Raw genomic sequence first — 22047 nt, 5'->3', positions numbered from 1 at the left:
CTGTCTCTATTTGAATGAAAGCAACATCATAAGTTTGGTGTCAGCTTAATTGAATGTGAGGTTTATGGGGCGGATACAGTCATTTAACAAGGGTTACTAAATAAGTGTAAACAAATAGAAGGTGGAGCCAAGAATCACTCCACCTTTTATATACATGGCCAAAATTAAAGTCGTGTGGGTATATTAGTCTAAAAGGGGATAGATACCATTTTCATCATGTACCTCAGCCCCTGTGATCGGTGGATTAAAGACACAAGCCATAACCATTTCTTTATTTTTATATGCTCTTAGAAAATGTTCATCGTGTTTATCTAAAATATACAAAGTACCCGGTTTTATCGGATAGGTTTCACCACCTAGCACTTCAATTTCACCTTCACCACTCATGCAGAAAACAGACTCTAAATGGTTTTGGTAGTGTATATGGGTCTCAGTACCTTCGTAGATTGTTGTAATATGGAAGGAAAAGCCCATATTGTCGTCTTTGAGCAACATACGGACACTTTCCCAATTATCGGCAACAACACGTCGTTCACTGTTGCGACACTCACTGAGTGTTCTAACAATCATAATTCTTCCCTGTTAAGATGCTTTTTTATAAAATTTTGCAGCGACGGCCTCTACTGCCCCCTCGAATATACTCAACCCTTGGGTTAATTCAGCGTCACTAATTGTTAGCGGACAAAAAAACTTCACGACCTCATCGTTTGGGCCCGCAGTTTCGATGACCATACCGTTCTCGAAACACGCTTTCGCGATATCACCGGCAATATCTCCACGCTGGCATTCAATGCCGCTCATCATGCCGCGACCTTTACCCCGTACAAACATCTCGGGGAAGCGCTTAATACAGCGGTTGATGGTCTTATTCACCTGCTGGGCACATTGTTGGATATGCACGGAAAAATCATTGGTGGACCAATAGATCTCCAGTGCCATGGCTGCGGTTACAAACGCATGATTGTTACCACGGAAAGTACCGTTATGCTCACCTGGCTTCCACTGGTCGAGCTCCGGCTTAAGTAGCACGACCGCCATCGGCAAGCCGTACCCGCTAATCGACTTCGACAGCGTGACAATATCAGGCTTTATGCCTGATGGTTCGAAGCTAAAGAAAGTGCCAGTCCGGCCACAACCTGCCTGAATGTCATCAACAATCAGCAAGATATCGTGTAACTCACAAATTTTACTGAGTTTCTGCAACCATTGATTCGAGGCGACATTGAGCCCGCCTTCGCCTTGTACAGTTTCCAACAGAACGGCCGCAGGCTTATCCATGCCAGCCGAATTATCATCGAGCATGGTTTCGAACAATTTAAGGCCATCAACCCCGGCATAGCCTTCAAACGGTAAGCGGGTGACATTGTGTAGTTCTGAGCCCGCACCTTGTCGGTGATGTTGGTTTCCTGTGGCTGCTAATGCACCCGCTGTACAACCATGAAAGCCATTGGTAAATGCCACAACACTACTTCTGCCTTTCACTTTTTTTGCCAATTTCAATGCCGCTTCGACGGCATTGGTCCCCGTAGGCCCCGTGAACTGCACTTTGTAGTTAAGCTTTCTGGGCTCAAGAATAATTCGATTCAATGCCTCAAGAAATGTGCCTTTTGCTTCAGAATGCATATCCAAACCATGGGTAATACCATCCATTTCAATGTACTCAAGTAGCGCTTGTTTGAGTAGTGGATTGTTGTGACCGTAATTGAGAGATCCCGCTCCAGCAAGAAAGTCTAAGTACCGCTCGCCTTGATCCGTTTCAAGCCAACACCCTTTCGCTTTGCGAAAAACAACAGGGAAGCTGTTCGAGTAAGAACGAACATTAGATTCTTGCTTTTTAAAAATATTCATAATAAGACCGTTTTTGATACCGATTTAATGAAGATTATTTTAGAGGGATTCGATACAGATATTCTGTATCATGCTTGTCTTTGAAATGATCCTTTTCATCAAGAAAAGTCGTCACCTCTCCGAGCTTTCCATGGAGTAAATCTAACTTTTGAAACAGTGTCCAAGAAGCTTCATTTTCTTTGGTGATAGTCGTTTCAACTACCGTTATGTTTTCTAATCCTTTCCTGCCCAGAAGCGCTTTCAGCATAACAAATGCCAAACCTTTACCTCTGTAGAAAGGGGCGACAGCAACTTGCCAGACAAAAAGCACATTCTGTTCATCAGGTTTTTGATAGGCCGAAATAAAGCCAGCTATCTCACTGTTTTTCTCCGCCAAAATGCAGGTCTTACTGAAATGCGTTGATTGCAAGAAATTACAATAGGAGGAGTTCATATCTAATGGCGGACAATTTGCAATAAGACGATACACGTCATCACCATCATTGCGATTAGGTTCCCGAAAATTCCATTTAGGGCTTGAGTCCTCTCCAACATCTGAATGCGGCATCCAAGGAGCTGATGTGATCATGGGTAAAAAATCCTTTGAGCTCTAATTAATTTCCTTTTTTATTATGAGCACTTTTCAGTGCCAGCAATCAACAAAACAATAATAAAACAGGAAAGAGTGCGACCACCATCACATTTTACAATGAAAGCACCTGAACACATTAGTTCGAACCCTAACGTATTTACTAAATATGTTATGCAGTAGCATTGATTAACACAGAGAGAAACTTTTACCAGCCATCTACACTATGGGTAACGACCATTTACGCCAATATGCTGTATTGATAGCGGTTTATATCGACAAATAATCAAACTAACGCGAAGTATATTAAAGTTCGCGCAACAGTAAGCCGCTAACAGATAAAAGCACCAAAACATCAATTAGTGATCTAACGATTACCCAAAATTAACAGCCTAAGCATTCATCACAAAAGAGAAGTAAATGTTAAGTAACGCCGAGAGGACATTAAAAAAATATTTCACAATGGTAAATAACAGGTAACCACACACCCACACCCATCAAATTAAAACCATTAATTACAACAGCTTAAAATCAGAACCAACCCAGCACTCAACCACATACAAACACGCCTTAATTCATTATACCGTATGCCATACATTGAAATAATCACTCAAATTACTTAGAGTACAAAACGTTACACAACAAAACATATACAAAAGGATGATTGACATGGATCCCATACTGGAAGTTAAGGGACTGTATAAAGTGTTTGGAGACGATCCTAGTCGCGCATTTTCGCTTATTGAGAATGGTATCGATAAAGATCAAATTTTCGAACAAACTGGACTCACCCTGGGCGTGAACGACGTTTCTCTAACCATCAATGCAGGAGAGATTTTCGTTATCATGGGCCTATCCGGTTCAGGCAAGTCAACGCTAGTCCGGCTACTGAACCGTTTAATAGAGCCTACCAGAGGCAGCGTCTACCTGAGAGGAAAAGACATTGCTCATATCTCAGAAGAAGAACTTAGAGAAGTTCGCCGCCACAACATATCAATGGTATTTCAAAACTTTGCACTGATGCCTCATATGACGGTGATTGAAAATACCGCATTTGGCCTAGAGTTGGCGGGCGTCAATGTTAAAGACAGAAACATCAGTGCACTGTCGGCACTGCAACGTGTCGGCCTAGACTCCTATGCAGAATCATACCCAGATGAACTGTCTGGCGGCATGAAGCAACGTGTGGGCTTGGCCCGTGCGCTGGCTTGCGACCCTGATATTTTGCTCATGGACGAAGCGTTCTCAGCGCTGGACCCCCTCATAAGAGCTGAGATGCAAGATGAACTAATACGTTTGCAAAACGATGATAAGCGTACGGTCGTTTTCATCTCCCATGATCTGGATGAAGCAATGCGGATAGGGGATCGCATTGCGATTATGCAAAACGGTGAAGTCGTTCAAGTCGGTACTCCAGATGAAATTCTTCACAGCCCAGCTAATGACTATGTTGAAGCCTTTTTCCGCGGCGTAAATATAGCCAATGTCCTAACAGCTAAAGATATCGCCCGTAAAAAGCCCTCGGCAATGTTCAAAAAATCAGAGCACGACGGTCCAGGCTCCGCGTTACAAATCTTAATGGATCATGACCGTGATTACGGCATCGTTATTGATAAATCCAGCCGGTTCTCAGGCATTGTCTCACTTGATTCTTTGCAGCTTGCGCATAAGGAGAAGCGTTCATTAGCCAGTGCCCAGCTAGAAGATACTATCACCTTAGAGCCCGACCAGCCGATTAACGCCATCTTAGGCCTTGTGGCTAGCGTGCCCTACGCCGTCCCCGTCGTTGACGAGCAAGGCCACTATTTAGGTGTCGTGACAAAGTCACGTCTTCTGCAAACATTGGATAAGGATTAGTCTCATGTCATCGGAACAAACGAACAACGATCCTTGGTCACAACCAACAAGTCAGCAAAGTGACCCTTGGTCACAAGGAGAAGATTCAGTATCAGGCCCAGACTGGTTAAGCTCAGAAGTCGTAGAAGAGAAGCCTTTCGATTTGTTAAACCCATTTCAAGATGCCGTTTTACCACTCGATAATTGGGTAGAGTCTGGCCTCAACTGGTTAGTTGAACACGGTCGCCCTGTCTTTCAAGCCATTCGTATTCCAATCGATTTCATACTAACGTCTTTTGAAACGGCATTGGTTTCAACACCTGCCCCTTTCATGATAATAATCTTATTCTTATTAGCTTGGCAGTTTTCTAATTTCCGGCTGGGTGTGTCGACCATTATATCGCTGATGTTTATTGGCCTAATAGGTGCTTGGTCACAAGCCATGACCACGCTTGCTCTGGTCTTGACCTCTGTTTTTTTCTGCCTATTGATCGGACTCCCTATGGGAATTTGGCTCGCGAGAAGCAACACGGCAGCGAGATTTATTCGACCGATTCTTGATGCAATGCAAACCACCCCAGCTTTCGTATATCTGGTCCCGATCGTTATGTTGTTCGGGATCGGTAACGTACCCGGCGTCGTGGTCACCATCATATTCGCCTTGCCCCCAGTCGTTCGACTGACCATTTTAGGGATTCAACAAGTGCCTGAAGAGTTAATTGAAGCGGGCCACTCATTTGGCGCAAACAAAAAACAAATGCTGTATCGCATTCAGCTCCCTTTGGCACTTCCAACCATCATGGCAGGGGTCAACCAAACCCTAATGCTGTCTTTGTCCATGGTCGTCATTGCTTCGATGATCGCTGTCGGCGGCTTAGGTCAAATGGTACTTCGTGGTATTGGCCGGCTGGATATGGGGCTCGCCGCTGTTGGAGGCTTAGGTATCGTGATTCTGGCCATTTTACTTGACCGTATTACCCAAGTCCTAGGCACTAACGCTGGTAATACAAAGTTACGCTGGTACCACACAGGACCGGTTTCATTCTTATTAAGACGTAAAAACAAAACGAAGCAGCCTACTATCAACTTGAGGAAAAATACAAATGAGTAATTCATGGAAGAAAGCACTTTTAGTCGGGACCATCGCCTCTGTCAGCTTTTCCGGCCATACACTGGCAAATGATCTACCGGGCAAAGGTGTATCCGTTCAACCCGTACAGTCCACCGTTGCCGAAGAAACTTTTCAAACATTAATCGTAAACCGCGCTCTAGAAGCACTCGGTTATGATGTTAAGCCAACAAAAGAAGTGGATTACAACGTCGGTTATACGTCTATTGCCAAAGGTGATGCCACTTTCCTCACTGTTGGCTGGTTTCCTCTTCACGCTGATAAATACACCATGTCTGGTGGTGATGAAAAATTCTACCGTCAGGGTCAATATGTCAGCGGTGCAGCGCAAGGCTACTTAATCGACAAAAAAACCGCTGAAAAATACGACATTACCAATATCGGACAACTAAAAGATCCAGAGCTGGCCAAGCTGTTTGATGCCAATGGAGACGGCAAAGCGGATCTCACCGGGTGTAACCCGGGGTGGGGATGTGAAATGGTGATTGAAGAGCAACTCAGCGCCTACAGCCTACGTGATACTGTCACCCACAACCAAGGTAACTATGCGGCCATCATTGCAGATACCATTTCGCGTTATAAAAAAGGTGATCCAATCCTGTATTACACATGGACACCGTATTGGGTAAGTGGCGTACTGGTACCAGGTAAAGATGTCGTTTGGTTAGAAGTGCCATTCTCTGCCTTGCCTGGCGAGCGCAAGAATATCGATACAACACTTGCCAACGGTAAAAACTATGGATTCGAGATGAACTCAATGAGTATCGTCGCCAACAAAGAGTTTGCCGAGAAAAACCCGTCTGCCGCTAAATTGTTCGAGATTATCAAACTCAACATCAATGATGTCAGTGCACAAAACATGATGATGAGCCAAGGAAAAAACAGTACTGCGGACATTGAATCACATGTTAACGGTTGGATTAAGGCGAACCAGAAGCAATTTGACGCATGGATAGCTGAAGCCAAGAAGGCCTCGCTGTAAGCCAGATACAGGATCTATCTAGGCAAGAAAGCCTTTCTGGCTGACAAAAAAACCCTCACTCTTTTAATAAAAGTGAGGGTTTATTTTTGCGGCTTCTTCTTAATAGCTAAGCAACCTTCCGATAATCATCAGGTCATATGTTATTTATCCACGAGCCCTAGCTTGTTCGAAAGCGGTTCAATGGCCCACCCCTGCAGAACAACTGAGATCAGGACAATAAAAAACACCATATGGATCATCTCTTGCGAACCCGCTACACCCGCAGAAGCAGGGATCAAGGCAAACACTATTGGTGTCGCGCCCTTTAAGCCAATTGCTGAGATAAATAATTTCTTCTTAAACGATACCTTCCTAAATGGCAGGTAACTAAGGAAAACGGCCAACGGTCTTGCCACAAAGATCAAAGCAATAGCCGGAATGATAGCTGGCCACATATCCCCGATTAGTTCTTTCGGGAAGAACTGCAAGCCAAGGATAATAAACATCAGTGACTGAGCAAGCCACGATAAGCTGTTAAAGAAGTGCTTACTCACCTCTCGGCCACGTTTAAGTTCATTCCCGATCACCACGCCAGCGACGTAAGACGATACTAAGATATTGCCACCAAGCAAATCACTACCATATGCTGCGATAAAGAAACACGCCAAAATAAAGACAGGGATCAAGCCATACTCTTCAAGCTTAATTTTGTTTAGCAACCAAACGCAACACCAACCGATAAGGTAACCTGCCCCTAGGCCGACAAGGATCTGCTGAACGAGCTCAATGCCAATACTGATGCCGCTGATCTGCTGGCTCGCATTAACCAGCATCTCTGTCAATATAGCCACCAGTAGCAATGCTACGGGGTCATTGGTTGCTGATTCAAACTCCAAAATCGTATCGGTTGATTCTTTCAGTTTAAGTTTCTTTGATTCGAGGATAGAGAATACGGCAGCGGCATCAGTTGAAGAAACGACGGCGGCAAACAACAGACAGGTTAAAATGTTGAAGTCTGTGATGTAGTAGAGCAGTCCGCCGAAAATGAAAGTAGTAAACAACACCCCAACAGTAGAGAGCAACCCACCCTCTTTATAAGCCACCTTGATACTGGCTTTGGAGGTATTCAAGCCCCCGACAAAAACTATCACATTCAAGGCTAACGAGCCGATGAATGACGTTAACGCCAAATCGTCATAAACAAAATTAAATTCACCATTACCGAACAATAGACCAACACCGATAAAAATCAGCAACGAAGGCAGGCCCAAGGTTTTTGACGGCTGATGAAGCAGGATTCCGATGGCAATCAAAGCAGCCATCCCTAACATAATTAATTCTGTACTCAATAGACTTCTCCCAACAACACGGATGAATAACAATCTGGTAACTCAAATTGTACCATGCGCGCTATTGCTTAGAGGCTAATGTCTGCTGACAAGTTGAAATTATTATAAAAATTGATGTAATCAAACATTAGCTCTTTTGATTACTCAACGACTAACGATAACACCAAGCAGTCATATGCCTGCATATCAAGTTGGATGCTCCCCAAACCATTTTCGACTACCAGCGATATATCAGTCTCGGCATAGAGTTGTTCAACCAAGGCATACTCACCATCTTTAAGCTGCCATTGAGCAATCAATGCCGCCGGTAGTGACAACGTCACTCGACTTTTTACTTTATCTGTAAAATTCGCCAACATGATCAACTGCTCGTTCGTATCAAAACGACTAAATGTAAACATCTGATCATCATACCCTTCACCATATTCACGGTTGTAGGTATGCAGCTCTTGGTACTCCCCCATCAATGCCGAACTAGTCAAAGAAAAATTCATCAAGCGTTGGTAGAAATCGCGTAACCCACGCTCTTCTTCCGTTAACTGGCCCCCATCGAACTCGCCATGGTTCATCCAGCGTTGATGGTTTGGCACACCAAAATAATCAAAAATAGTGGTGCGAGAAGCCAAACCAAACCCTGCATCTTCAGTGCCGGCTTCACCGACTTCCTGACCGAAGTAAAGCATGGTCGGTGAGGTACTCAGTAACGTTGATACCAGCATGGCTGGCTTGCCCTTATTGGCATCACCTGCAAATTCCGGACTCGCAACACGCTGCTCATCATGATTATCAAGGAAATGGAGCATATGATGCTCAATGTCCATCAATTGCTCTTGAACCTCGACAATCGCATCGGTGGAGCCCTTGCCCTGCATGATCAACTTCAAGGCATCGTACAGATCGACTTTGTCATAAAGGTAATCCATTTTACCTAAGTGAATATAGTCGCGGTATAGATCAGGTTGATACACTTCAGCCATCAAGAAAGCATCAGGGTTAACTTGTTTGATTGAGGAGTTCATATAACTCCAGAACTCAACCGGCACCATTTCGGCCATGTCATAGCGAAAGCCATCGACACCCATAGCAAGCCAGTAGAGCGCAATATCACGGAACTTGATCCATGAATTGGGTACCTCTTTATCTTGCCAAAAGGCAAAATGGGCAGCGTGGTCTTCATTCTCATATCCTTCTGGCAGTACATCAAAATCTTTGCTGCCATCAGGACGGATACCGTAGTTAACCTTGACGGTTTCATACCAATCATCAAACTCCGGCTTAGCCAGACGCGAACCGTTGCCGGTCCATTTAGCTGGCGACTCTACATACGGCGTAGTCATCGATGGATGGTGTTCACCACCTAGAGGTAGATAACCACCTTTCGCATCTGGAACCGAGAATGCCTCGCCAGGAATATAGTAAAAGTTATTATCTTTATGATAAATCACGCTGGTATCGTCAGATGCACCGAAATCTTCGATGCCCTCTGGGTTAGTCAAACCCTGATAACGCCTTGCCACATGGTTAGGAACGATATCAATAATGACTTTAAGACCATGTTTATGCGAGCGCTCAATGAGCGCCTTGAATTCATCAAGTCGGTTGGCTGGATCAATGGCTAAATCAGGATTGACATTGTAGTAATCCTTAACGGCATAAGGTGAACCTGCACGGCCTTTTACCACACTTGGATGATCGTTTTCGATACCATAGTCAGTGTAATCTCGCACCAAAGCGTGGTGCGGTACCCCGGTATACCAAATGTGGGTCACACCCAGCGCTTTAATTCCACTCAGTGCCTTATCGGTAAAATCGGCAAACTTGCCGACACCGTTTTCTTCCAATGTGCCCCACGGCTTGTTGGTCATATTGGTATTACCGAACAGGCGCGTGAACACCTGATAAACCACTTCTTTAGTCTGCTTAGTCGTTCGCTTTTGAGTAGCGGGTGAATGCGTTGAATATGTCATGAAGTAAACTCATTAAAGCAAATAGAAAAGATAAAGAACGGGCAGACGATTGCCTGCCCGATATACCCAATATTTCTCAAGGTGAGGATTCGAAAAACACCTTGCTCATGTGGGTAATGTTTAAACCAGCGCCCTACTGTTTTATCAACTCAAGGAAGGTTGTTTCCGCCGTGCTCGAACCTGCACGTTTGGCCTCTTCCATTAAGGTTAGGGCTTTTTTCAAATCGTTGCTCTCCACTGCCGCTTTAATCTGGCTATTATAGAAAGCCTCGCTCTCTGGGAGCATTTTCGCTGATGACGGAGTAGCAACACTTACCGCTGTCGCTGTCGTTGTTGCTGTTGCTACTGGCGCAGAGTTAGACTTCGTAGCAGTGGGGGTCGCTACCGCAACCTCAGGCACATCCGTTGCACGGTAGGAACGCAGTGCAACAGGTTTAAGATCTAACTCAAGTGAACCGAATTTCTGATGCTGAATAACCGGATCGGTCACCATCGGGCGAGCCAAGCCTAACTCTTCAGCGCGGATACGCTCAGGGTGTGGCACTTCAATTTGTCCTTCACGGTATTCAAGCGGAGAATAGACCACCATATATGGCGTTGCCGTTTGAGTCATTTCAAAGCGCTTATGGTAGCTATTTAGCTGGAATAATGATGAAGGTTTAAAATCGAAATCAGTTAACTCAAAAGACTCAACGACTTGGAAAGTCGGACTGAGCAAAAGTACTTTGGGTGCAAACACACCCGATGTGCGCATCCAACTTTTTAGGTCAACACGCATACGATCAACATTTTCTGGCAGCACAAAACCTGAAAAGTAGCTTTTACCCTCGGCAAAATCACCTATTTGCGAATGCTCATCGACCACAAAATCGATACTATCTCCACTCATTGGGATCCACGCAAACTCACTATAAGCATGACAACAAGCAGGTTGAGAAATCGTAACGTCTTTTACATCTTCTATCGTTGGGGAACTTGCACAGCCAAGCAGTGAAGCTGTCAGCAATGCCGCTAATGTTAGTTTCATTTTATCTCCTACACCCATACTGCTGGGTGGGTATATATCTATCTGCTTTCACTAATCTACTTAAAAAAGCCAATAGGTATATAACCAATATCATTTGAAAAGGCAGCCCGAGGGCTGCCTTGGTAAAAATGTGATTTAGAACCAGATTTCAGTGTGGACACCGATAACCGTTTCACTGTCACCATTGCGGATACCGATAATTTTGGCACTCTCGCGATCATCAGCCATGATGTGGCTCACGTATGGTTTGATCTGTGGGCGGCCGAAGTAGTCAGCGTTAACAGTAAGCGGTGCTGCTAGCTCAACGTTCCAGATTTCGCTCTTAACATCATCGCCAGTACGATCCCAGTAACCATCTTTACCATTTTCGTAACCGTATGAGGCTGTCATTTCAAGACGTAGGTTATCGTTAACTTTATAAGACGGACGAACAGCAATTAACATGCGTTCAAGATCTTCTGCTCCCCATAGTTCATCCAGCGCTGCAATATAGGTTACTTCTGAGCCCATCTGCCAATTATCAGAAATGTTTAGGACACCGTAAGAGGTAAAGAAAATTGACTCTGAATTATCATCACCGCCAGACCAGCTACCAAAGTTCACACCACGGTTTTGCGCAATACCTGTACCGTAAGCAACAGCCGTTTGTGTCCAACCGTCTAGGCCGTAGTAGTCACGGTTATAGGTAATAGAAGCACCAATACCATTGTCATCGTTGTTAGCTTGTGACATAAACTTCAAGTCAAAGTCAAAGCTACCGCCTAGTGCCTGAACACCGTAATAGTACAAATCCACAGAAGTGAGTGTATTTCTGTCAATTCGATTGTCATCTTCATCAGTTTCATCATTGATAATTGTTCCATCGGCATCAGCAGAAACGACCGCTAGACCTGCCGTATTACCGCCAAGCTTAGTTTGAACACCTGCACCAACACCTGAAGACTGCTTCCAGAACTCACCAGATAGAATACCCGCAGAACGGTTTAGGAAACGCTGACCACCCCATACTGATGTATCTTCACCTAGGAAAGAAATACCACCAATTTCAACAAACGTTTCTTTAATTTCAAACTGACCGTCTAGGTGATCTTGCTTTTGACTACCAGGAGAAGAGTAAGCATATGAGTTACCGTTACCGTACTCTGAACGTACTACGAAGTCAGACCAAACACCGTTTTGGTGTTCTGTACGTTTCTTGATTACAAATTCAACTTGGTTTGTACTCTGTCCGTGCGTACCAGCCGTTTTGTAATCCGGCCTACCATACTCTGTATCTACAGTTTCGCCTTCAACCATACGGTAGTTCATAGATGCGTATCCATGTACTTCCCAACCATCAGTGATGATATCAGTGGCAGATTCAGCGGCTACATTGTGTGAAGCTAGCGCGGTAAGTAATGCCGCTGCTACAGGTACTAACTTGTGTTTCATAGGAGTGTCCCTTTTATATTTTTATCATGATTGCTATCTAGCAATCTTTTCGGGACTCATATTCAGTCTTGATACAGTTTTCGACATCCTCCCAAACCGGGGAGGAGCAGGGAGGATGAGAGGGGCGTAGGAAATGGGGTGGAGAAAGGTTCCGTGATAAGCCTCACGAAGGTTAGGCGTAAAACTGAAAGTTAATTACAGTTCAAGCCAGAAAAACACGAAGCCAGTCACTTAAATGCAATATTAATGAAATTATCGGTAACTTAATTTTTTAAAATTTTTTAAGAAAAAAAACTTCTCTTGACTGATAAGATTTTCTCGCTTAAAAATCATTATTGATATGTAAAATAGCAAAGAGACGTACAGGATGTTCGCTAAATTAGCTCAACCATTTCCACTAGGGGCTACATTGTGTGATCAGGGTTGTAATTTTTCTATTCATTGTTCGGAAAACAAAGAGATCCAACTGGTTTTATTTGATAACAACAACAAAAAAACCTTCATTGAATTAGAAAGTCAGCACTTAGATATACATTATGTTTTTGTAGAAGGTATTAAAGAAGGTCAGGTATACGGTTACCAAATAAAAGACAAGAATGAATACCGTCTCATACTCGATCCTTATGCCCAGGCGCTAAATAAGACCCCCTACTATATAGAACCATTTACTGCCGATAGGAGCTGGCACTTTGCTAAATCGGTTGTTGTCGATCACCGCTTTGATTGGGACGGCACTACCCTCCCCCAAGTACCATTTGAACAAACGATTCTTTTCGAAACACACGTTAAAGGCTTTACCAAGCAACACCCTAAAGTTGAAGAGAAATATCAAGGCACCTACCTTGGCTTATGCCAACCAGAAATGATTGACTACTTCAAAGAACAAGGTGTCACCAGCCTTCAGCTCCTCCCAGTCACTTCCTGTATGTCTGAGCCTCACTTGCTAAAAATGGACAAGGTCAACTATTGGGGGTACAACAGCCTATGTTTTATGGCTCCGGAGCCACGCTATGCGACGGCCGATCCCGTTACCGAAATGAAGACCATGGTCAGGGAACTCCATCGCCATGGCATTGAAGTGATCATGGATATCGTGTTCAACCATACCGCCGAAGGGGGTGAGGGTGGCCCTAAGTTCCATTTCAAATGTCTAGATAAGAACTATTACTTATTGGACACACACAAGAACTACAAGAACCATACCGGTTGTGGTAATACCCTTGATCTGACTTATCAACCCAGTTTGACCATCGTGCTTGATACTTTGCGCCACTGGGTCACCCATTACCAGATTGATGGATTCCGTTTTGATTTGGCCGCCACTCTAGGCCGTCACGGCGATCGCTTTAATACCCAAAGTGCCTTCTTCAAGGCCATCGCACAAGATCCGATCCTACAGCAGGTGAAATTAATTGCCGAACCTTGGGATATCGGCCCTGACGGTTATCAGTTGGGCTATTTCCCTCGCGGCTGGAACGAGTGCAACGACAAGTTCCGCGACACGGTGAAAAGCTACTGGCTATGCCAAGAGAACAACGTCAAAGAGTTTGCGACCCGCATTATGGGCTCGCGAGACCTGTTCAGTGCTGGCAAATGGCCTGACAAACTGCCCGTCAATTTCATTTCATACCACGATGGTTTCACCCTTCAGGATTTAGTGTCTTACAACCACAAGCATAATCACGCTAATGGTGAAAACAACCGAGACGGTCATGGCGACAACCGTTCGAACAACCACGGTGTTGAAGGGGAAACAACTAATTATGCCGTCCTAGGCCGTAGAGAGCGTCAAAAGCGCAACCTCATGACGACCCTGCTATTTAGCTTTGGTATTCCTCATATCCTGGCTGTCGATGCGCTCTCTCACACTCAAGGAGGGAATAACAATGCGTATTGTCAGGACAATGAGATCAGCTGGGCAGATTGGACGACGTACAAAGATAAAACGGAGTTCAGCCAATGGTTAGCTATCATGCTAGAGCGTCGAAAAACCTACATGTCCCCATTCATTCGTGCTTTTAGGGGACAGAACAGGGGTCAACACCGGATTCATTGGAATCGTTCAAACGGGCAACCGATGAATGCCGAAGACTGGCAAGGGCTCGAAGCCTTTTCACTGTACCTTGGTTTGTTTGATTCAGGCAAGGAGCTGTTATTCTTGATCAATGGCTCTCGGATACCTACCCGTTACCGCTTGCCGGAAGGTAGCAAATGGCAAGTGATCTGCGATACGTCTGAGGCAACACTTGGCTCTCACCAAGTACAAACAACGTATATGCAAGGTGCGCAATCACTGACGATTTTGTACCGCGACTAGATCTCTCTGTAACCCCAAACGACTCAGCCCGGCCTAACTATGCAGACCGAGCTGAGTTTAGCCCTGACAGGTTAGCTTTCGCTTGCATAATTAACTCTTCAGGTATGTTCAGGCGCTTCAAATACGCTTTCACTTTCTGAACACTATCAGAGAAACAATCATCACCCATTGCAGCTTGTAACGCCCTCTCCAACAGCCTAAAGCTTCGGTACTCCCCAATTCCAAGCTGGTTAGTCTTGAGATAATTGTCAGCGATTTCCTGTTTCGAGGCCCCCATCAACAACTGGAAAAAAGCGCAAGTAACGCCGGTTCTATCAGATCCCAGCCTGCAATGGACTAAATATGGCCCTTCGTGTTCAGCAACAACGGCTATCAAACGCCGAATACCATCTTCAAAGCCCAACTCGTCATGATTTAGTGCCTCATTTCTGTCAGACATGAAATACACCGTCTCGTACGACACTGGTACACTATGGATGCTACCGGCCTGCCAGCGTTGTTTGTAATAACTATCAGGCGCTGACAACATAGAATCAGCGAGTACCGCTTCATTATCTGATAAATTGATTACGCTATGAATTTGATGATGTTCAATAAGCGCCATAACTGCTTCTTGCCTAGTCGGCTCAATCATCTTTAATTCTGAATGATTGGCTCTAGACGGCGTCACGGGGTGGTAAGATCGGAAGAGCCAATCTGGTTTTAACTTTCCACCAATGACAGGTCGAAAGTTAGCAAACTGGTAGTCTGAAGAAAAATGTGATTTTTGATTTTTTATAATGAATGATTGCTTAGATGCCTCTGATATCTCTTTTAATTGGCATTCAGAAGGTTTTTCTAAAAATAATAATTGGTTTAAGCCACCGTTGCTTTGATTATTAAAACAGTAACCATTTTTAAAGTTCTCTATGTCAACCGGAGCCTGTGTTACCTCATTCCAAATAACGTATTCAATAAAGCCTGAGTTACCAATTTTATTCACTTCATTGACGTATTTTGTTAAACGGCAGACATCACCACTTTTTTCAAAACGAAAACCTTCATCAAGCTTCCAATTCGTAAAAGTTCCAATTAAATATAAATGTTCACACGTGCTAGAAAGACTGAATAGAACTCGATCACCTTCAATTTTATAACGCATAACTTGCCTTTCCCCCTAAAAAAAGCTCTATTCCAGCGATGAAATAGAGCCAAGCCTAACAATAGTAATGACAATTAACAGCCGTTAACGGGATTTAGCGACTTTCAGGTAGCAGTACAGCAAAAGATTCATACGGCTTCAGCGTAATAGTCGCTGGTAACACGTGATGGTGAGCATAGTTAGCAATGACACACTCGACTTGCTCTGCCTGTAAATACTCTGGCAACGCCAGTGTAATTTCTTCTGCGGTAAAGTTATTGAGCACAAACAAGCGTTGGTTTGCATCAGACCGGACATAACCAAAGACTTTGTCGTGATCTGCAAATACCGGCTCAAACTCGCCGTACACAATAACCGGCAAGGACTTACGTAGTTCAATCAGTTTTTGGTAATGGTAAAACACTGAATTCTGATCATCTAACGCTGCGTCAACATTGACCACAGGGTAGTTAGGGTTAGCCTTGATCCACGGCTCGACAGACGAGAAACCGCCGTTATCACTGCTATTCCATTGCATCGGGGTACGGCCATTATCACGGCTATTCTCATGTACCGCAGCCAGCATAGTTTCTGGCGCGACCCCATTCTCTGTCCGCTCTTTGTAGAAATTCAGTGTCTCGATATCACGGTAGTCATCAATGCTCTCAAAAGCGACATTGGTCATACCGATCTCTTCCCCTTGGTAGATATAAGGTGTGCCTTTCATCATATGCAAAGTCGTTGCAAGCATTTTTGCCGACTCAACACGGTACTGGCCATCACAGCCGTATTTCGATACAACACGAGGAAGATCGTGGTTGTTCCAGAACAAAGAGTTCCAGCCCCCATCAGCCAGTTCAACCTGCCACTTGGTCAACACTTTCTTGAAGGTTGGCAAATCCAGCGCGATTGGTTGCCACTTATCTCCGTGCTTCCAGGTCAGGCTAATGTGTTCAAACTGGAAAACCATCGAAAACTCTTCGCGAGATGGATCGCTATACAACTTAGCAATCTCAGGCGTGGCATCCCAGGTTTCACCGACTGTCAGCAAGTCTTTATCTCCGAAAGTCGCTCGGTTCATCTGCTGGATCAACGGGTGTAGGCGTGGGCCGTTACCAGTGATTTTCTTATCAATTTCCTTACCGATAAGATCAATAACATCTAAACGAAACCCTCCGATACCCTTATCGATCCACCAGTTCATCATCTTGTGCACTTCTTCTTGAACCTTAGGGTTTTCCCAATTCAAGTCGGGCTGGCGCTTGGAAAAAATGTGCAGGAAGTATTCGCCGGTTTGCTCATCGAACTCCCAGCCGCTCCCACCAAAGACAGATCCCATTTCATCCGGTACTCCACCATTTTCTGCAGGTTGGCGCCAAACGTAATAGTCACGATAGGGGTTATCTTGTGATTTACGCGCTTCGATAAACCAAGGGTGCTCGTCGGAAGTATGGTTGACCACCAAATCCATGATAAGGCGAATGTCGCGTTTTTTTGCTTCAGCCAGCAGCTCATCCATATCCGCCATTGAGCCAAATTCTGGTGCGATATCTTGGTAATCGGAAATATCATAGCCATTGTCATCCATCGGTGATTTGTACACCGGTGACAGCCAAAGGACATTGACACCCAAAGCTTTCAAGTAGTCCAGCTTGCTGATAATACCTTGAAGATCACCCATACCGTCATTATTGCTATCGCAGAAACTGCGCGGGTAAATCTGGTATACAACGGCATCGTGCCACCATTTAGGCGTAATATTCATGGGAAACCCTCAATAAGAAGTCATGGTATCGAAATTAGCAATATCTTATGCCGTTGCCTTTCTTATGAAAAATACACCATCCTCTCCGTGATATAGCTTTTCCCTATATCATAAAGATTATTAACGACGGAGATCACAAGTTTTAACCCTTTCGCTTTGTGATGGATATCAAAAAATGTGAGACTGCCTGCAAAGATTTTTCACTGGTTTTATCAATGGACAAGCACTACCGCCAGTTTCTCGCCATTGCTGAGCATGGGAATATCAGCTCTGCGGCTGAGCAGCTCAACTTGAGTCAGCCTACCCTCACCAACAATATGAAGAAGCTGGAAAAAAGCTTAGATGTCACTCTATTCACCCGCCGTTCGAAAGGAGTGGAACTTACCGAATACGGTAGATTATTCCAAGAGCAAGTGCAGGAGCTAAACCGTCGCCACGATACCATGCTGGATAAACTTGCCGATCTCAAAGCAAGGAAAACAGAAAAGATCAAAATGGGTACTGGAGATGCCTGGTGGGAGGTATTTGTAAAATCCGCCTTGCAAAGCTATTGCAAGCAGCATCCAGGTATTTCAATTCAGCTTGAATTTGGTAACCATCTCAAGCTAATGGATATGCTGATCCACGGTCATATCGACTTATTCATAGGACACGAAATTCACGGCCTATCCCGTCGCTGTAATGTGCTGTTCACCCCAATACTACAAGATCAAGAAGCACTGTTCGTGCATCGCTCCCACCCTTTGTTAATCAGTGGTCATGCCGATGGTGACACCGACTTGTACCCACTGCTGCAAGTCACGCCAGACCAAGACAGTTATCAGCACTTAATCGAAAACCCACAACCCAAGCAACAAGAGCAAGAGCGAAAAAAACTCGGAGAGCGCATTAGCTATGAGATCAATTCCCTCAGTGCCAGTTTGGATTTATTGACGAGCTCCAAAGCCATCATGCCGTATACCAAAAGTATGGCTGACTACTTCGAGCAATTTGACATCGTCCCACTCCCCAGCACATCTTCGCCACAAACGGGCATCGTTGGCATTTATCATCTCAATGACCCCCTAGCCGTTCATGTCACTGATATAAAAAATGTTTTATCACGTTCATGGTAGGCCCTCACCTTTCCCAGTTTTAAACTAATACCAATCTGGATAAGTAGTTAATCAAGTATTTATCCAGAGCAAACGTGGTCGGGCTGGCATGTTGGCGAGTCATTAATAACTGGATAAGCTGAAAGCGTCGTTTGGCTAGTTATTCACTATTTTGCGCAATGGCGTCGATATGCCAAGGTAAGCAATCAAGAAGGTAGTGAGTTTGTTTAATAAAAAGAAAAGTCACCATAGCAAAAAGCTCTCTCTCGCCTTGGGACGTTCAGACACTGTTTCACGAATTGCTTAGCCCGTGCTGATGAGTAAAGAGACAAATCGGACTCTATTAATTGCATAGTTTCGAAGTCTAAACCTAATTCTTCGCAAGAAACTCTAAGTACACTGCTCTCACACAGAGTTTCATCGCTCCAACGAAGTGTGTATATATAACCAACCTCATCGGCATAGCGAATGTTCTCTACTGTTCCAATCCAGCCTGATATATCTTGACCAAAGTCAGGGTCTACCATACCGCAATTAACAGTGACCATATCTGCAATACTGAATTTGCTCTTCGCCTGTTTCATATACTATCCCACCACCAAAAGTTAACCATTTTCTGAGCTAATCATCATTTTGGCTCATGCCAAAGTCGCCTAATCCGCGATTGGAAAACAGTGAGGCCAGAGGGGGAACACCGACCTCACTGCCTTGTAAGCTACTTTGAAAAGCTCACAACTGTATAACTGACGACTCAATCAATACCTTAATAAGCTAACACAGAATGCAACGCTGAAGTTAATAGCAAAATTTTAGTGACCAGCCCCACAAAACATTACACAAAATAAGAAAAACAGGTGATCCACAGCGCAAAACACAGATGAAAATTTACAACAAAACAGAATAATTAAAATATTCAAGAATTAAATAAAGACATACCTCACAATTTCAAAAGCACACCCAACACCAGCATAGTGAGCAATATCACATTAACGGAAATACCAACGAAGAAAAGTGCTACTGATGAGCATCATTATGTCTGCAGTTCGGGCAGCATACATTCATTTAGATAATTATTTTCCAATTAACTCACGAAATGTAATTATATTACACACAGAAAAAGGCCAGTGAAATGGCCAAAGATAGGGTAACTCTTAAACGCGAACAGAGCCGACTAAGAGTCAGGCTCTGCTTTGAGTACCCCACGACGGATCTGATCTAACTCGATTGACTCAAACAACGCTTGAAAGTTACCTTCCCCAAAACCTTCATTACCTTTGCGCTGGATAATTTCAAAAAATACAGGCCCTATAACAGTGTCGGTAAATATCTGTAGTAATATGCCAGTCTCATCACCGTCAATCAGGATCTTCAGTTCGCTGAGCTTAGCAACATCTTCATGATGTCCCGGCACGCGCTTATTGATCCCTTCATAATAAGTGTCGGGAGTATTCATGAAAATCAAACCACCCGATTTCAGCTTAGCGACGGTCCCGAATATATCATCAGTACTCATAGCGATATGCTGGATCCCTTCCCCATTGTATTGATTGAGGTACTCAGCAATTTGCGACTTATCATCGTGAGATTCGTTAATCGGGATCCTGATCTTGCCACAGGGTGCCGTCATCGCCCGCGATAGCAAGCCCGTCATTTTACCTTTGATATCAAAGTGTCTTATTTCCCTAAAGTTGGCTATTCGCTCATAAAAGCTCGCCCACAAATCCATATTACCCCGATTCACATTATGGGTAAGGTGATCAATCACCAGCAGCCCAGCATCACACTCTTGCATACGAGCCTGATAATCGGGATAGAAATCAAAGTCGATATCATAGATATTGCTATCACCGTATCGATCGACCAAGTAAATCAGTGACTCGCCAATACCGTAGATAGCGGGAATATTGAGCTCCATTGGCCCAGCCTGAGGCGGGCAAGCCGTTGCGCCTTTATCAACCGCATAAGCCAATGCTTGAGCGGAATCAGCGACCCTAAACGCCATGGCATTCACACTCGCACCATGGACTCCAGCAAAACCAGCCGCCTGAGAATGTAACTCCCCGTTGATGATAAAATTTACATCACCTTGACGGTATAACCATACAGACTTGTGTTTATGTTTGGCGATTTCAGCAAACCCCATATCGTGAAAGAGTTGTTTGAGGTTTACAATCCCTTCAGCCGTTGGGGCGGTATATTCCACAAACTCAAAGCCGTCTGTCCCTAGTGGGTTCTCATTCATCTTCATCATCCTTTTCTGCCATAAATCATCATGGTCGTATGACCTTATCTAAAGAACTAGCAGTTCCGTTATAGGATGAGAAATTCGTGCTGCATACCATGTTGCAAAAATGTAAAGTAAAGACGTAAACTCTCATTGCCAATTTCAATGACTCACTTCTGATGAGTCATGATCTAACTATCACAAATGACTTTTTCTTCTTATTTCTCAGTGAGATTTTCCTTCTCTCATCACCAAAAAAGAAAATTTCACACTACAGTTAATAAAGGAGGTAAATAAGATATGACAGTGACAAAGCGGGACCAGCTCAAACTACCCAAACGAAAAACGCCAGCGGTACAACTCTCATCTGAAGTAGAAATATACCTGCCCACATACCATTTTCTCGTTAACGAATTTGAACATGCCAGAAGGCATGAGCTGGGAATAATCCGAGATGATCACGAAGAATTTATTCATCAATATCGAGTCGCACTGAGAAGAAGCCGTACGCTGATCAGCCTGCTTAAGCCCCTATTCCGACGTCAGGATAAAGAGATATTGAAAGATTGCTTAAGGCAGCTCATGCAGCATACCAATTTGGTACGTGACCTTGATGTATTCCTGATAAACATGGAGCAGTATTTTTCATTACTCGAACACCAGCACCACAAAGGGTTGACCCGCTTCTTTGATGATATTCAATCCCAACGTAGGAAAGCATTGAAATTCCTCAAAGGATGGCTGAAATCCAGCGAATATAATTCTACGTGCAAGCAGGTACTTACTCAGCTTGAAAACATGAGGAACAACCCCACAGTCGAGGGACAGCTCGAATCAAACAGCACAGCACATAGTTTTTTATGGCGTCAATTCAAACAGATAGAAAGCCAGTGCCATAACATTGATGCCAATAGCGATGATACCATCATCCACCAGCTACGAATCGACTGTAAAAAATTTCGTTATTTATTGGAGTACTTTACACCGGTTTTACCAATAAAAGAGACCAAGCTACAGGTAGCCCAACTCAAGATTTTGCAAGATAGATTAGGCAGTTTTAATGATTCATCAGTGCAATTGGATTTTTTCAAGCACTACCTGACCGAGCAAAAACTAAAAAGTGGACGCTATAAAGCGATTGAAGAGCTGATTGATATTTATGCCGATTACCATTTAAAAGCTAAACAGCTAACTGTAGAGCAACTTATCCTGTTCAGGCAACCCAACAACCTTGACCTTTTTTATACCCTGTATCAAGCGCCGGCACCGTGATAGAACCGGCCCTTGAGAGCAGTGCTAACCCATACCGGTGTATGGGCTGACACCTTAAAAGAACTAAATAGCTGTTCCTAATAGTAGATCTCTCAGGGAAGGGAACTCAGTCCAAATTGTGCGATCTGATCAGTTACCA

The 22047-nt window shown here is 44.1% G+C and carries 17 protein-coding genes; 6 read left to right on the top strand and 11 right to left on the bottom strand.

Going from position 1 to position 22047, the window contains the following annotated elements; genetic code table 11:
* Positions 1–183 precede the first annotated feature (183 nt).
* Genes NHN17_RS21845 through ectA form a run of 3 tightly spaced genes read right to left on the bottom strand, consistent with a single transcriptional unit; the run spans position 184 to position 2416 of the window.
* The gene (locus NHN17_RS21845; RefSeq protein WP_255044759.1) at positions 184–570 is read right to left on the bottom strand and encodes an ectoine synthase; all 387 of its coding nucleotides are present in this window, start codon (positions 568–570) and stop codon (positions 184–186) included.
* Between the two features lie 12 nt (positions 571–582).
* Positions 583–1848: a diaminobutyrate--2-oxoglutarate transaminase gene (gene ectB / locus NHN17_RS21840; RefSeq protein ID WP_255044758.1), complete on the bottom strand. Its 1266-nt coding sequence runs from the start codon at positions 1846–1848 to the stop codon at positions 583–585.
* A 34-nt stretch (positions 1849–1882) separates the two neighbouring features.
* The gene (ectA, locus tag NHN17_RS21835; protein WP_255044757.1) at positions 1883–2416 is read right to left on the bottom strand and encodes a diaminobutyrate acetyltransferase; all 534 of its coding nucleotides are present in this window, start codon (positions 2414–2416) and stop codon (positions 1883–1885) included.
* Positions 2417–3085: 669 nt separating this feature from the next.
* Between ectA and proV the strand changes: the two genes are divergently transcribed.
* The 3 genes from proV to proX are packed head-to-tail and all read left to right on the top strand — an operon-like array spanning position 3086 to position 6363.
* Positions 3086–4273: a glycine betaine/L-proline ABC transporter ATP-binding protein ProV gene (proV, locus tag NHN17_RS21830; RefSeq protein WP_255044756.1), complete on the top strand. Its 1188-nt coding sequence runs from the start codon at positions 3086–3088 to the stop codon at positions 4271–4273.
* Between the two features lie 4 nt (positions 4274–4277).
* Positions 4278–5363, top strand: coding sequence for a glycine betaine/L-proline ABC transporter permease ProW (gene proW, locus NHN17_RS21825; RefSeq protein WP_255044755.1), 1086 nt, complete (start codon positions 4278–4280; stop codon positions 5361–5363).
* A complete protein-coding gene (proX, locus tag NHN17_RS21820; RefSeq protein ID WP_255044754.1) occupies positions 5356–6363 on the top strand; it encodes a glycine betaine/L-proline ABC transporter substrate-binding protein ProX in 1008 nt (335 codons plus the stop codon). The genes proW and proX overlap by 8 nt, the downstream gene beginning before the upstream one ends.
* Positions 6364–6503: 140 nt before the next feature.
* On the opposite strand, the gene NHN17_RS21815 is transcribed toward proX, so the two are convergent.
* From NHN17_RS21815 to NHN17_RS21800, 4 genes are all read right to left on the bottom strand, one after another.
* Positions 6504–7691 (bottom strand): potassium/proton antiporter, encoded by a 1188-nt coding sequence (locus tag NHN17_RS21815; RefSeq protein ID WP_255044753.1) that lies wholly within the window; start codon positions 7689–7691, stop codon positions 6504–6506.
* A 140-nt stretch (positions 7692–7831) separates the two neighbouring features.
* The gene (locus NHN17_RS21810; protein ID WP_373689586.1) at positions 7832–9658 is read right to left on the bottom strand and encodes an alpha-amylase family protein; all 1827 of its coding nucleotides are present in this window, start codon (positions 9656–9658) and stop codon (positions 7832–7834) included.
* 133 nt (positions 9659–9791) lie between these two features.
* Entirely contained in the window at positions 9792–10685 is an 894-nt protein-coding gene (locus tag NHN17_RS21805; protein WP_255044752.1) for a MalM family protein, read from the bottom strand.
* A gap of 135 nt (positions 10686–10820) precedes the next feature.
* A complete protein-coding gene (locus NHN17_RS21800) occupies positions 10821–12116 on the bottom strand; it encodes a carbohydrate porin (RefSeq protein ID WP_255044751.1) in 1296 nt (431 codons plus the stop codon).
* A 367-nt stretch (positions 12117–12483) separates the two neighbouring features.
* Here NHN17_RS21800 and glgX point away from each other — a divergent pair, with 367 nt between their 5' ends.
* Positions 12484–14433: a glycogen debranching protein GlgX gene (gene glgX / locus NHN17_RS21795; RefSeq protein WP_255044750.1), complete on the top strand. Its 1950-nt coding sequence runs from the start codon at positions 12484–12486 to the stop codon at positions 14431–14433.
* Between the two features lie 37 nt (positions 14434–14470).
* Here the strand turns inward: glgX and NHN17_RS21790 are convergent, their stop codons facing one another.
* Together NHN17_RS21790 and NHN17_RS21785 are read right to left on the bottom strand one after the other, a co-directional pair.
* Positions 14471–15574 carry a tyrosine-protein phosphatase gene (locus NHN17_RS21790; RefSeq protein WP_255044749.1) on the bottom strand — a complete coding sequence of 368 codons (1104 nt, stop codon included), beginning with the start codon at positions 15572–15574 and terminating at the stop codon, positions 14471–14473.
* A gap of 94 nt (positions 15575–15668) precedes the next feature.
* Positions 15669–17318 (bottom strand): glycoside hydrolase family 13 protein, encoded by a 1650-nt coding sequence (locus tag NHN17_RS21785; RefSeq protein ID WP_274137028.1) that lies wholly within the window; start codon positions 17316–17318, stop codon positions 15669–15671.
* 215 nt (positions 17319–17533) lie between these two features.
* Between NHN17_RS21785 and NHN17_RS21780 the strand changes: the two genes are divergently transcribed.
* Positions 17534–18433 (top strand): LysR family transcriptional regulator, encoded by a 900-nt coding sequence (locus tag NHN17_RS21780; RefSeq protein WP_255044747.1) that lies wholly within the window; start codon positions 17534–17536, stop codon positions 18431–18433.
* Between the two features lie 206 nt (positions 18434–18639).
* On the opposite strand, the gene NHN17_RS21775 is transcribed toward NHN17_RS21780, so the two are convergent.
* Together NHN17_RS21775 and hppD are read right to left on the bottom strand one after the other, a co-directional pair.
* Entirely contained in the window at positions 18640–18996 is a 357-nt protein-coding gene (locus NHN17_RS21775; RefSeq protein WP_255044746.1) for a hypothetical protein, read from the bottom strand.
* Positions 18997–19583: 587 nt separating this feature from the next.
* Positions 19584–20660, bottom strand: coding sequence for a 4-hydroxyphenylpyruvate dioxygenase (hppD, locus tag NHN17_RS21770; RefSeq protein WP_255044760.1), 1077 nt, complete (start codon positions 20658–20660; stop codon positions 19584–19586).
* Positions 20661–20936: 276 nt separating this feature from the next.
* Between hppD and NHN17_RS21765 the strand changes: the two genes are divergently transcribed.
* Positions 20937–21908 carry a CHAD domain-containing protein gene (locus tag NHN17_RS21765; RefSeq protein WP_255044745.1) on the top strand — a complete coding sequence of 324 codons (972 nt, stop codon included), beginning with the start codon at positions 20937–20939 and terminating at the stop codon, positions 21906–21908.
* The last annotated feature ends 139 nt before the right edge of the window (positions 21909–22047 follow it).

Origin of the sequence: Photobacterium pectinilyticum (genome assembly GCF_024357955.1) — a bacterium.
Lineage (GTDB): Bacteria > Pseudomonadota > Gammaproteobacteria > Enterobacterales > Vibrionaceae > Photobacterium > Photobacterium pectinilyticum.
Note: the sequence above shows the minus strand (reverse complement) of the source record. Positions and strands in the feature narration are given on the sequence as shown.